11 protein-coding genes, 1 other RNA gene and 1 riboswitch are annotated in these 12,264 nt (G+C 48.9%); of the genes, 4 read left to right on the forward strand and 8 right to left on the reverse strand.

Annotation, left to right across the window (positions count from 1 at the left end):
- Window positions 1–11: 11 nt before the first annotated feature.
- The 3 genes from GURA_RS10325 (at window position 12) to GURA_RS10335 (ending at window position 1,778) form a co-directional block, all read left to right on the forward strand.
- On the forward strand, window positions 12–764 hold the full coding sequence (locus GURA_RS10325; protein ID WP_011938930.1) for a TlyA family RNA methyltransferase: 753 nt from the start codon (window positions 12–14) through the stop codon (window positions 762–764).
- A 93-nt stretch (window positions 765–857) separates the two neighbouring features.
- The gene (locus GURA_RS10330) at window positions 858–1,202 is read left to right on the forward strand and encodes a histidine triad nucleotide-binding protein (RefSeq protein ID WP_041245390.1); all 345 of its coding nucleotides are present in this window, start codon (window positions 858–860) and stop codon (window positions 1,200–1,202) included.
- A gap of 45 nt (window positions 1,203–1,247) precedes the next feature.
- A complete protein-coding gene (locus GURA_RS10335; RefSeq protein WP_011938932.1) occupies window positions 1,248–1,778 on the forward strand; it encodes a DUF4124 domain-containing protein in 531 nt (176 codons plus the stop codon).
- A gap of 248 nt (window positions 1,779–2,026) precedes the next feature.
- Here GURA_RS10335 and ssrS read toward each other — a convergent pair.
- From ssrS to GURA_RS10345, 3 genes are all read right to left on the reverse strand, one after another.
- Window positions 2,027–2,206, reverse strand: a non-coding RNA gene (gene ssrS, locus GURA_RS23420) — 6S RNA.
- A 135-nt stretch (window positions 2,207–2,341) separates the two neighbouring features.
- Window positions 2,342–3,640, reverse strand: coding sequence for an Nramp family divalent metal transporter (locus GURA_RS10340; RefSeq protein ID WP_011938933.1), 1,299 nt, complete (start codon window positions 3,638–3,640; stop codon window positions 2,342–2,344).
- Between the two features lie 74 nt (window positions 3,641–3,714).
- On the reverse strand, window positions 3,715–4,971 hold the full coding sequence (locus GURA_RS10345; RefSeq protein ID WP_041245899.1) for a magnesium transporter: 1,257 nt from the start codon (window positions 4,969–4,971) through the stop codon (window positions 3,715–3,717).
- A 74-nt stretch (window positions 4,972–5,045) separates the two neighbouring features.
- Window positions 5,046–5,218: riboswitch (M-box (ykoK) riboswitch) on the reverse strand.
- Between the two features lie 167 nt (window positions 5,219–5,385).
- Between GURA_RS10345 and lgt the strand changes: the two genes are divergently transcribed.
- Complete coding sequence (gene lgt / locus GURA_RS10350; protein WP_011938935.1) at window positions 5,386–6,168, forward strand: prolipoprotein diacylglyceryl transferase; 783 nt, start codon at window positions 5,386–5,388, stop codon at window positions 6,166–6,168.
- A gap of 28 nt (window positions 6,169–6,196) precedes the next feature.
- On the opposite strand, the gene GURA_RS10355 is transcribed toward lgt, so the two are convergent.
- From GURA_RS10355 to GURA_RS10375, 5 genes are all read right to left on the reverse strand, one after another.
- Window positions 6,197–6,622, reverse strand: coding sequence for an ATP-binding protein (locus tag GURA_RS10355; RefSeq protein WP_011938936.1), 426 nt, complete (start codon window positions 6,620–6,622; stop codon window positions 6,197–6,199).
- Window positions 6,623–6,641: 19 nt separating this feature from the next.
- A complete protein-coding gene (locus GURA_RS10360; protein ID WP_011938937.1) occupies window positions 6,642–6,977 on the reverse strand; it encodes an STAS domain-containing protein in 336 nt (111 codons plus the stop codon).
- A 144-nt stretch (window positions 6,978–7,121) separates the two neighbouring features.
- Entirely contained in the window at window positions 7,122–10,361 is a 3,240-nt protein-coding gene (locus GURA_RS10365; protein ID WP_011938938.1) for a SpoIIE family protein phosphatase, read from the reverse strand.
- On the reverse strand, window positions 10,361–10,621 hold the full coding sequence (locus GURA_RS10370) for a hypothetical protein (RefSeq protein WP_011938939.1): 261 nt from the start codon (window positions 10,619–10,621) through the stop codon (window positions 10,361–10,363). The genes GURA_RS10365 and GURA_RS10370 overlap by 1 nt, the downstream gene beginning before the upstream one ends.
- Window positions 10,621–12,183, reverse strand: a complete 1,563-nt coding sequence (locus tag GURA_RS10375) for a bifunctional aminoglycoside phosphotransferase/ATP-binding protein (protein WP_011938940.1) — start codon at window positions 12,181–12,183, stop codon at window positions 10,621–10,623. Before GURA_RS10375 ends, GURA_RS10370 begins: the two co-directional genes overlap by 1 nt.
- Window positions 12,184–12,264: the final 81 nt, after the last annotated feature.

A 12,264-nucleotide genomic window follows, 5' to 3' on the forward strand; every position in this document is an offset into this window, starting at 1 on the left:
AAAGGTTGACCGTGGCTAAAGAGAGACTCGATAAAATCCTGCTGGACCGTGGGCTGGCGCAATCCCGCGAGCGGGCGAAGGCGCTGATAATGGCCGGCCAGGTAGTGGTGGACGACCACCTTGCTGACAAGGCCGGGCAGATGGTCGCGCTTGAAGCTGAGATTCGGTTGAAAGGAGAGGTTCATCCATTTGTCAGTCGCGGCGGCCTTAAGCTGCAAAAGGCGCTCGATGAGTTTGCCATCGACGTGAACGGTCTTGTGGTCATGGATGTGGGCGCATCCACCGGCGGATTTACCGATTGCCTGCTGCAACGGGGGGCAAAAAAGATTTTTGCCGTCGACGTCGGGTATGGGCAGCTTGCCTGGAAACTCCGCCAGGATGAACGGGTCGTGAATCTGGAAAAGACCAACATTCGCTACCTGGAGCCGGATAGGCTTGAGGAGATACCCGACATGGCTGTCATCGACGCATCGTTCATCTCTCTTGACAAGGTTCTCCCCGCAACGATCCGCCTGATAAGCGATACCGGAGTCGTGGTTGCCCTGATTAAGCCCCAGTTTGAGGTGGGACGTGGCGAAGTGGGGAAGGGTGGGGTGGTGCGTGATGAAAAAAAACATGCCGAGGTGATTTCTGCCATAACTGTCTTGGCTGCAGATCTGGACCTGACCATCAAGGGTATTACCGAATCGCCGATTTTGGGGCCTAAGGGGAACAAGGAATTTCTCATTTATCTGGAGAAAAAGGGACGGTCGACGTGTGAGTGACGTCACTGAATAATAGCAGTATTACTTGAAAATTGAATAACGCCGGAGTATAAGTACATGAGAGTTCGGCGGGATACAGGGATGGGGGGACGCATGGAAGACTGCATCTTTTGCAAGATAATCAGGGGTGATATTCCCGTAGCGAGGGTTTATGAGGATGACCTGGTCATAGCCATCGAGGATATTGCGCCGGTCGCGCCGCTTCACCTCCTTATAATGCCGAAAAAACATATTGCGAATTCACTGGATTTGCAGCCCGAGGACGACGCGCTGATCGGCCATATCTTTCGCGTAGCGGCAACCATTGCCCGCGAGAAGGGGGTTGCCGCAGACGGGTTCCGCATCGTCAACAACAATAATGCCGGCGCCGGTCAATCGGTATTTCACGTCCACTTCCATTTTCTGGCCGGGAGGCATTTAACCTGGCCCCCTGGCTAACTATAGAGATACTTGCGTAGAATCACATTGTCGGAGGAAATGAACATGAGGAGCATTTTTGTAGCAATCATACTTCTATTTGCTGTTCCAGCGCTTGCAGAAACCTATAAGTGGGTGGATGACAAAGGAACTGTGAATTTCGCGGATGACCTGGGTTCCGTTCCGAAAAAATACCGTAAAAAGGTTAAGGTGCTCGGTGGCGACGAGGGCAATGTTCCGCAGGTGACGGAAATTGATGAGTCAACGAAGGGTAAGGCAAAGGGTGAGGATAAAAAGGACGACTCAAAGGAGAGCGCATCTGCCGGAAAAGAAGGGAAAAAGAAGGCGGTTTACGGCGGGAAGGACGAGGCTGCCTGGAAAGCCGATTTCGGGAAGCTTAAAGCTGATATAAAAGCTTCCGAAGAACAGCTGGACGATACGAGGGCACGTTTGAAGGATTCAAGCAAGATGTCCAGGTCAGAGTATCTCAGTCTTCAATATACTGTAAAGGACATCGAGCACAGATTGACGGAATTGAGGAAAAAGCTCGATGCTCTCAACGAGTCTGCCGCAAAGGCGGGCGTGCCGCCGGAGTAGATACAATATAGTTTCTGCAACAAAAAAGCCCGGAGAAAAATCTCCGGGCTTTTTTGTTGTAATTGGATGTAACTGAGGAATGCTTTTTTCTTATTCGTCGGTAGAAACTGTTCAGCGCCTGATGGTATGCTCTTTAGCGACCACACAATCAGGTTTGGCTGTTCGTTTCCCCTTTTTCGAGCGGTTGTTACGCGCCTGACGAATGAGACGATTCGCTTTCGCGTTATTCCCAGTGACACCAATTAATAGGTTGCTCCAAAATACCGTATGCTGTTTGAGCCGCTGACCTTTTTTCAATTATCTTCCAAGAAAACGCTTCAGGCTTCCTTCTCCAAAGAGGGCTTGCACACCGCGTCCGTACTCGAAGATGTTGTCATTTAATTAATAGTCAGGTTCCTCTTCTGCGATTACCTGTATTCCAGAGCTGTTTTCAGAGAACATTGTAAACTTATTGTATTACGGTATTTTACCTTGTCAATAACATGTAATATTTTTTTTCAGTTGTTGCTGTCCATTTGTTAATACTTTTCGGCTGATGGAAAAAGAACTTTAGGGAAATTTTCTTATAATCCAAAAATTCTTCCGATTGTTCCCGGAGATATGAGGTCTATGGTCATTAACAGGGTCAGAACGATCATGGCGATAACCGTTAGCCATGCCACAAGGTTAAAACCATGGCCATTAGTATAGTTTCCCATCAGTTTCTTGTCGTTTATAAGAATAAGCATGAAGATGAGTACGAAGGGAAGTACTGCACCGTTGACCACCTGTGAAAGAAACATGATCATTATCAATGGTGCATTCGGTGTCAGGATGGTCAACGCGCTGATGATTATAATTATTGTGAACAGCCAGAAAAACTGGGGAGCTTTTCTGAAATCCTTGTCAATTCCTGATTCCCAGCCCATCCCTTCGCAGATATAGTAGGAAGTGGAGAGTGGGAGAATGCATGCGGCGAACAGGGATGCGTTGAACAGTCCAAATGCAAACAGTGTCGATGCATAGTTGCCTACAAGAGGCTTGAGGGCAATGGCAGCATCTGCTGCTGTTTCAACTTTCAAACCCTGCATGTGTATGGTAGAAGCGCAGGCCACGACGATAAAGAAGGCTACCACAATGGCCATCAGGCAACCGACTATGACATCCAGCCGCGAAAAACTGTACTGATCGATGGTGATCCCTTTTTCAACCACCGCCGATTGCTGGTAAAACTGCATCCATGGCGCAATCGTTGTTCCAACAACGCCAATCATGGTAATCAGGTAACCGCTGTCGGCTTGAAATGTCGGAACTACGGTCGCTTTCAGAATTGTGCTCCATTGCGGTCCGGCCATAAATGCGGCAATCGGGTAAGCGATATACACCATGCAGGCGACCAGGAAGACCTTCTCCACGACCTTATAAGAGCCTTTGACCACCAGCAGCCAGACCAGAACCGCGCTGATAGGGACCGAGATGTACTTGCTGATACCGAATATTTCAAGACTGGCGGCGATCCCTGCAAATTCAGATACGGAATTCCCCATATTGGTCAAAAGAAGGGCAATCATCACGTAAAAGGTTACCTTTACCCCGAATGACTCACGAATAAGGTCTGACAAACCCTTGCCGGTTACGGCTCCCATTCGTGCACACATTTCCTGAATCACCACAAGGGCGATTGTCGTGGGGATCATTACCCATAAAAGTCCATAACCGTATCGTGCGCCCGCCAAGGAGTAGGTGGTAATTCCGCCGGCGTCGTTATCGACGTTAGCGGTAATAATGCCCGGGCCGAGAATGGCAAGAAATAGAATGATGTTCTTAACGTTGACCTTACGGATTGGTTTGAATAACTTGACGATGCTGATGCCGGTAAACATAGGTAGATCTGAGCCTCTTTCAGAAAAGCTGACAAAATGGTCGAGCGTTGATAGTAGATGGTTTATTCATGCAGTTAATGATGGTGGTGGCGCCTGCGCCTCAATGCGTAGGGGAGAAACAGTTCCAGAATGTCGTCGACGGTAACAATCCCCGCCATTTTGTCTTCTTTATCAAGGACAGGAACGGCTATGAGATTGTATTTCGCGATAATCTCAAGAATTTCTTCCGGTGCCGCTTCCACATCCACTGTTTTCAGATTTGTGGACATAAGTTCTGAAATGGACGAGTTTGGCGGAGCCATGATAAGCTCCTTAAGGCTCACAACTCCCTGTAACCGTTCATCCGGATTGGTAACGTAGACGTAATAGACTGTTTCCACATCAGGCGCCAGGAGCCTTACTTCTTTTAAGGCGTCTTCCACCGTCAGTTCGCTGGATATAGCCAGGAATTCACTGTTCATGAGGCCACCAGCCGTATCTTCCTCGTGTTCCATCAGTTCCTGAATGTCCTCAGCCTCCTCAACATCCATAAGCCCCAGCAATTCCTGCGCTTTTTCTTCAGGCAGGTCGCCGAGGACGTCTGCGGCCTCGTCCGGGTCCATCTCTTCCAGGATGTCGGATGCCTGCTCACTATCCAACTGGCTTATGACACGACTGCGCAATTCCGGTTCCAGTTCGTGGATGGCTTCACCGGCAGTTTCGGTATCCAGGGAGTTCAAGACGGTCTGGATATTTTTCGTCGGAATCTGGGAGATGATATGGGCAAGGTCGGCCGGGTGCAGTTCTTTCATTTGTTCGCGAGCCACGGTCAAGGTGAGGCGTGACAGGTTCATCTCCAGAAGTTGCACGTATTCCCAGCTTATGTGCTGGTGTGGAAGCTGTTTTTTCAGAATGCCCGCAATTTTCTCTCCCAGATGTTCGTATCCGAGTCGGCGAAGAAGTCCTCTAAAGCCGATATCTACGAAGAAAATACAGAGATGCTCCTTATAGCTTCCCAGTTTGAGATCATTCACACGGACTACTTTTGCGCCGTTGACATCGACGATCTGCTTATCGAGAATGTCGCGCTTGACCAGGATTTCGCCATCTTTAGCAATGTATTCCGGCAGGTGGTTGGTCGCACCGGCTATGGAAATGACAAAGCGGTTAAAAAGAGAAATGCGGTTCCAGGGGATGGAGAGTATGCGCCGCCCTTTTTTGACCAGCAGGTGCGACACTTCAGGGAACACTTCACCGGGGACCATGATCAGGTCCCACAGTTTGCCGATCTCATGGCCTTGGGTGTTGATGACGGTTTTGCCGAGTATTGAACTGATAAAAATTTCACTCATGACATTATTCATAACTGGTTCCACAATATAAAAGGCCCTTTCAGGGAGAAAGGGCCTTATACGCAAAAGGGCACGACTTTCCCCTGGTTTGAGTTTCAGCAGTGCACAACGTAGGTCGAAAATGACAACCAGCTACATTAGATAAAGCCTTAATCCGACTAAACCTGGTCTACCGCATTGGCGTCTTTCGACGTTTCTGGGCAGTAGCTTTTGTTTGTGCAAACGCCTCTTCCTAACGAGGAATTACGACTAAAATTTATATTCCCGGTCGGATTATTTGTCAACCCTTTGTTTGGTTTCTGCTTGTCAGTCTCTGCTGCAGCGGTAGTGACGCCAACGGCGCAGGCTGGTCTGAAGATTGACACCCCATATTTTTACTGTTACCTTATGGCAAACTTACTAATGGAGACAGGCATGCAATTTCCAAACTTCGACCCGGTTTTCCTTCGTTTGGGTCCCCTTGAGTTTCGTTGGTACGGCCTCATGTATATTATCGGTTTTGTGAGCGCCTATTTTATCATCAAGGCCGGCGTCAGGCGAAAAAACGTTCCTCTGACCAAGGACGATGTGGCGGATCTTATTTTTTCTGTGGCTCTCGGCATCATTCTCGGTGGCCGTTTCGGCTACATTCTATTTTATAATTTTTCCTACTATCTCGCCCATCCCCTCAAGTTCTTTGCCGTGTGGGAAGGGGGGATGTCCTTTCATGGCGGGTTGATCGGAGCCGTTCTGGCTGGATTATATTATATCAGAAAGAAGAAAATTGCCTTTTATCAAATAGCCGATGTCGGCTTTCTTGCCGCACCGGTAGGCCTTGGGTTGGGGAGGGTCGGCAATTTCATAAACGGTGAACTGTATGGACGGGTTACCGATGCCCCCTGGGGGATGGTCTTTCCCACCGGCGGTAATCTTCCGCGTCATCCTTCGCAACTTTACGAGGCTTTTCTCGAAGGTCCGCTGATGTTTGTGATCCTCTGGGTGATTGGCAGGAAAGAACATCCTGCAGGTGTTATATTCTGGGCATTTATCTGTATGTATGGTCTTTTTCGATTTATTGTGGAGTTTTTCCGCGAACCGGATAGCCAGATCGGTTTCATTCTAGGTGGTCTTTCCATGGGACAGATGTTGAGTTTGCCGATGTTCTTACTGGGTGGGGGGATGATCGTCTGGCTGTATGGCAGGAGGAAAGTGCGTTAACTGGGAGAAAGGACGGCGGATGTTCTTCCTATTGCAATCTTTTTTTCATTTCAAGGACATTGCCGTCACAGACTTTCCTGTAGCAGACGGAATCCATCAGCGATTTTATCATGTATATGCCGCGACCACGGTCCTCCAACTCCTCAAAGTTAGGTGCAGGGATGGTGTTGATATCGAATCCCTGGCCAAAATCGTAAACCTTGATGGTTAAATCATCTTCGCAGATGTTTATCACAATATGTACCATTTTGTCAGGGTCGCCGGTGTTTGCGTGCTTGATGGCGTTTACCATCGCCTCGGTCAGGACCAGGTTCAAATGATAGGCGAGGGTATCCCGGTCGCCGGTATACTTAACCAGTTCCTTGGCGATATCTTCTCCAATTCTGCCGATAAGACTCAAATAGCGAGTCTGGTTGGGGACCTTGATATCAACCTCTATTTCATTCTTTTCCATCTGAGCCTCACCTTAATAACTAAAAGTTGTCCAGTGCTTCGGAAGTGGAGGAGAATATCTCGAATACCCTGTGCAGTCTTGTCAGTTCAAACATCGACCTTACCTGTGATTGGAGTGAAGACAGTTTAAGGATTCCCTGATGGGAAATGGCGTTTTTAAAGCCCGAAACGAGCGCTCCCAAACCTGAGCTGTCGATAAAGCGAACGTCCTTCAGGTCTACCAGCACATTCTTCTTGCCTTCTTCAAAAAGTCTCTGCACCTCTATTTTCAACTCTCCAGAGTTGTGGGCGTCGAGTCTCTCCTCTTTTACATAGATAATTACGACGTCATTCCTTGTTTCGGTTTGAAGATTCATGCCATGCTCCTGTGAGTTAACTCGCTGTTTATTTTGATTTTGCCTTTAAATATAGTTATATAGCAATGCGGCTGGTGGTTCAACTAAATATGTTGTTCAGCCGGTAAGTCTTGATTTTCGTAGAACGTTTTCAGCCCGCTGCTTTCAATCTACTTTCATGACAACCATGGAAATATCGTCCTGCAGCAAAGTGGATGAAGTATATTCCGTTACCTCCTTAAAGATCCTCTCGATAATTTTCTGGGGCTCATTTTCAAAAACTTCAGTCAAAACAGTGCAGAGCCTTTCTGTGCCGAATAATTCCCCAGTTACAGTTTGTGCTTCAATAATTCCATCAGTGTAGAAAAGTACCAAGTCACCTTTCTGCAATTGGATACTCTTTCCTTCAAAGGAGACAGCACGGTTGACTCCAAGAATAAGACCTTCTGCGTCCAGTTCGGTGCAGGCCAACTTTCCACGTCGGAGAAGGATGGGGGGATTGTGGCCGGCGTTGGCATAGTTGAGGACGCGGCTTTCTGCGTTGTAATTCGCATAAAACATGGTAATGAAGAGTTCGGCTCTGGTCAGATCTTCGTAGAGAAGGTCGTTGAGGACGGAAAGTATATCGGTACAGGAAGTCGTCGAATGTACTTGAGCCCGCAGAACGCTGCGCGTTTCAACCATTATCAATGCAGCTCCGACGCTGTGACCTGACACATCGGCTATGATCATGTCGATATCGTTTTCACCGCGCAGAAAGTAGTCATAATAGTCGCCTCCCACATGGGCTGCAGGTACACAGTAGCAGGCAAAACGAACGCCGGGCAAATATGGGAACGAAGCCGGCAGGAGCGAAAGTTGTATCTGCTTTGCAATTTCCATATCTCTGAGCACTCTGGCGTTTTCCAGCAGGGCTTCTTCTTTTTGCTGTCGTTCCTTTTCCTTGGCTTCCCGTTCAGAGACGATCTTTACCGCCTGAGCCAATTGTCCGGCAAGACTGCCGAGAAGCTGAAGGAACGGTTCGGTGAAAAGGCCCACTATCGACTTTGAGAATACCGAGAGAATCCCCATCGGGGGGTCCCCTTCACTGGCGATAGGGATATGGGCGAATGACTTTATTCCTTCGTGCTCCATGATTTCTTTAGACTTGGGTTTGGTAAGATACTGCGTGTCATTGACGAATTCCGCTCTATTGCCCAGGAATGCTTCACCTATGTGGGTGTCGATTTCCGGCAGCCTGCCGTGTCGGGTAATCTGCTGGTTTCCTGTGCCGCGGTAACAACGGACGGTTAAAATTCCCTGTTCATCCACCAGCCTGATAACGGCCAGATCAAACTTGAATTCCTTACGGAGCAATTCAAGGAGATCTTCCATGATGATCTGCAGGTCGAGGGACCGGTTCATGATTTCCGAAGCCCGTAGTCTGACGTAAAGCGCTTCCCGACTCTGGTCGAGTGAGGTGCGGACTGTGCTGAAGATGTCGTACACGGACTCCATTTTTGAGCCGATGTCGCTCAGGTAGCTTTCGACGATGGCTCCGGCAGCTGCTGCGCCCAGAGAACCGGCCAGTGTTTTCTCGATAAATCGTTTGAGATTCGGCAGTTCAAACTCCGACACTCCGCCTTTTCCGTCGATTTCCCTGTTTCCCAGGTATTCACTTATGGCGGAGTGGGCCTGAGTTTCTCCGATGAATTTTGTCATGAGATTTACAAATTGCAGGATCGTTACCGGTTTCGAGAGCCGCTTCGTTTCCCACGGCATCTTGATTTGCTCCGGTTCAAAAACGTCAACGAATCTTTTTACCTGCTCCTGTTCACGTTCATCCTGGCCCAATATGATGGAAAGTGCCAGATAAGCGCCGATATTGAACAGCATGCTCCAGAACAGGGAGTGGCTCCAGATATCAAAGCCGACAAGACCGAAAAGTTGTGTGGGTCTCAAAAAGTCCAGACCGAAGGGCCCTTTTGTCAGAATATCGCTTTGCCACCATCCTGATTTCACAAAGGAAGGGACGAGCAAGGTGTAAAACCAGATTATGAAGCCGAGGAGCATGCCGGTTATTGCCCCGGCCTTGTTTCCCCTGTGCCAGTAGAGCCCGCCGATCAGAGCGGGGCCGAACTGGGCGGCGGCGGCAAAAGACATGAGCCCCATGGTGACCAGCATATAGGTTTCGCCAACGATGTTCTGGTAAAAATATCCGAGTAAGACGACCAGGAAGATGCCGAAGCGCTTCATGTTGATGAGCAGAACCGGGAACCAGCTTCGCGGTTTCAGCCTGACCACGACCGGCATGATCAGGTGGTTGAGAAACATGGTGGAAATTGCAACGGATTCGACCATAACCATCCCGGCTGCGGCGGAAAAACCACCAAGAAAAGCGATCAATGCCAGCCAGGAATGACCGCTCAGCAAGGGGAGGGTGAGAACAAAATAATCGGCATTGGCGCTGTTGCCGGTAAAGAGGATTCCTCCCAGGGCGATGGGCATGACAAAGAAGTTTATCAAAAACATGTAGACGGGGAACAGCCACATGGCCTTTTTTATATGCTCCTCGTTGGAGTTTTCGATGACCATGATGTGAAACTGACGGGGGAGCAACATGATGGCTCCCATGGAGAGGTAGAGCATGGTGAACCAGTTTGCATAGGAGATTTCCCCTGGTTCACCGAAGGTTGTCAGGCGGTTGAGGAGTACCTGGTTTGCATTCATCCGGGAAAAAATGTCTTCAAAACCGTCAAAAAGAATATAGGTAGTAAATAAGCCGACCAGTAAATAAGCCCCGAGCTTTACGATCGATTCCACTGCTATGGCCGCCACGAGCCCTTCATGTCGCTCTGAAGAAACCAGGCGCCGAGCGCCGAAGATTACGGCAAAGGTGCTGAGTATCAGCGCGGCAAAAAAGCCTGTTTGGAATGTCAATGGGGAACGGCCCTGCATCAGTGGGAGCTGGACCGACGGGTGACCGCAGATGATGTCAAAGGTTGTGGTTACCGCCTTGAGCTGCACAGCTATATAAGGTGTTATGCCGAGGATGATGATGATGGTAACCAGTGCCCCGAGCCATTGCGATTTCCCGTAGCGCGAGCTGATAAAGTCGGCTATGGAGGTGATGTTGTTTTCCTTGGCGATTCGCACAATCTTGCGCAGCAGGAACCACCAGGAAAATGCGGTGAGTGTGGGGCCAAGATATACGAGAAGAAAATCGAGACCGGTTGTGGCAGCCTTCCCGACGCTGCCGTAATAGGTCCATGTGGTAGCATAAACAGCGATGGAAAGGGAATAGATATAGGGGTTGGAGATGATGCTTTTACCCTTCTCCTGCTTCTTGTCAGCGTAGTAAGCGATCAGGAAGAGGAAAAATATGTAAAGGAGGGAGACCCCGATGACCAGTTTGATGCTCAGCATCAGTGCCGCTCCCCTTTTTCGTCTTTTTCTCTTTCAGACATATCAATGGCTTTGGTGAAGAGAAAGATGACAAAAATTGAAACCAGCCAGCCGATCTGGAAATAGAGGTAGAGGAACGGTATATGGAAAACAACGATCGGTTTATTGAAGATGGTGACAAAGGGATAGTTCATCATGATGATTCCCAAAATAAAGAAAATCACCCATGATTCCTTGAGACGTAAACGTTTAAATAGTAAGGTCTTCAGTATCGGCCACATTACAGTAACTCCAGGCGCTTGAGAATATCGTCGACATTATCCAACAATGGGCCGGAAGTATCAATGGGAATTATATTCCCTTCATTCGCCTCCACCGGTTCGAACTCTTTTTTCTGCTTATGAAACAATTTCCACCTTCCATCTGAAATTGCCGCGGGTTTGTTCATGCGATCGTCGAGCCGCTGTTTTATGATTTTATCAGGACAACTCGTCAGGATGATGATAACGGGTGCGCCCAATTTTTCAGCCAGGCTGCGGAAGCGTGCGCGGTCGCCCTTACGGCGGAACGTCGCGTCTACAACAATGCTCTGTCCGGCGATAAGCGACTTTTCACTGCGGTTTAACAGCTCTTCGTAGGTTGCCTCGTTGAAAGCAGGGGTATATATTCCTTGCCCGTAATTGCTGCGGTCGTGTGAATAGACAGGCAATCCGCTGATTTCCTTTCGCACCGCATCAGCTGCAACAGTGCCTATCCCGAGTTCGAAGGCCATAGCGGAAGCTATGGCACTCTTGCCGCTCCCCATGAGACCGCAGGTAATAATCAGGCTTGGGGTAAGTCGGCGGCGCAGGATGTAGCCCCTTGCCAGCCGGAAATAGAGCTTGGCTTTTCCCCTGGCGCCTTCTTTTTCTTCCTCCGTTATATTCGGGTCATTCAGCCTGAAACTTTCCACCTTCCCCCTGACAACAGCGCGGTAGGTTTTGTAAAAGTCGAGCAGTGCCGGAAGTTCCCGGTCGCCGGTTGCCTCCTGGTATTCATCGAGCAGGATTGAGGAAAACGAACTTTTTCCATGGTAGTCCAGGTCCATGAGCAAAAAGGCAATGTCGGCGGCAGTGTCGCTGTAACGGAAGCGTTTGTTGAACTCGATGCAGTCGAAGACATACACTTTGTCGGTCAGGCAGATATTCTCCGAGTGTATATCGCCGTCACACTCCCGGATGAACCCCTTTGTCACCCTCTCGGCAAAGAGTGACCGGTTTTGACTGATAAAATCCTTAACCCATTCCCTGATAATCCGCAGGTCTTTTTTTGAAAGTGAGATACCAATGAATTCGGTCAGTTGCTGAAAATTTTCCTCCCAGTTGCGACTGATATTTTCAACGCTCCCATAGCCGTCTATTTCCTCGCTGCGTCCGGCTATACGATGAAATTCGGCAATGGTGCGGGCAATCCGTCGCATATCCTCATCAGTAACCTTTTCTTCAGCCAAGAGCCTGTGAAGCATCCTTTCCTCGGGAAGCCGTTTCATCTTCACTGCGTAATCGATAATCCTGCCTTCTCCGTCGATTACTATTCCAGCCGGAGATTCCCGGACTTCCACCACTCCCAGATAGATGTCGGCGCAGAGTCGGCGGTTCAGTCGCACCTCTTCATCGCAGTAAAAGCGGCGTCGATCGAGGGTTGTGAAGTTGAGAAAACCGAAGTCCACCGGTTTTTTAATCTTGTAAACGAAATTATCGGTAATGAAGAGAAAAGATATATGTGTTTGCAGAAGATGGACGGAGGTGGTGCTTTCCGGGTAGGCGCGCGTATTAAGTAATGATTTTATCAACATCTGGGCCATGGCCTGTCCTTAACGCCGTGATATTACTTGAAAATATTATCACACTCAGTAGTCGGCGCAACCCGGAAAAAATTATAAAGT

Source organism: Geotalea uraniireducens Rf4 (genome assembly GCF_000016745.1).
In the GTDB taxonomy this organism is placed as follows: Bacteria; Desulfobacterota; Desulfuromonadia; order Geobacterales; family Geobacteraceae; genus Geotalea; species Geotalea uraniireducens.

Bases quoted from the DNA above. Each gene is read 5' to 3' on its own strand.
- GURA_RS10360 (WP_011938937.1), bottom strand. From the start codon at position 6,977: ATGAATCTTCAAACCGAAACAAGGAATGACGTCGTAATTATCTATGTA.
- GURA_RS10345 (WP_041245899.1), bottom strand. From the start codon at position 4,971: ATGAGTGAAATTTTTATCAGTTCAATACTCGGCAAAACCGTCATCAAC.
- GURA_RS10370 (WP_011938939.1), bottom strand. From the start codon at position 10,621: ATGTGGCCGATACTGAAGACCTTACTATTTAAACGTTTACGTCTCAAG.
- GURA_RS10330 (WP_041245390.1), top strand. From the start codon at position 858: ATGGAAGACTGCATCTTTTGCAAGATAATCAGGGGTGATATTCCCGTA.
- GURA_RS10375 (WP_011938940.1), bottom strand. From the start codon at position 12,183: ATGGCCCAGATGTTGATAAAATCATTACTTAATACGCGCGCCTACCCG.
- GURA_RS10340 (WP_011938933.1), bottom strand. From the start codon at position 3,640: ATGTTTACCGGCATCAGCATCGTCAAGTTATTCAAACCAATCCGTAAG.
- GURA_RS10355 (WP_011938936.1), bottom strand. From the start codon at position 6,622: ATGGAAAAGAATGAAATAGAGGTTGATATCAAGGTCCCCAACCAGACT.
- lgt (WP_011938935.1), top strand. From the start codon at position 5,386: ATGCAATTTCCAAACTTCGACCCGGTTTTCCTTCGTTTGGGTCCCCTT.
- GURA_RS10335 (WP_011938932.1), top strand. From the start codon at position 1,248: ATGAGGAGCATTTTTGTAGCAATCATACTTCTATTTGCTGTTCCAGCG.
- GURA_RS10365 (WP_011938938.1), bottom strand. From the start codon at position 10,361: ATGCTGAGCATCAAACTGGTCATCGGGGTCTCCCTCCTTTACATATTT.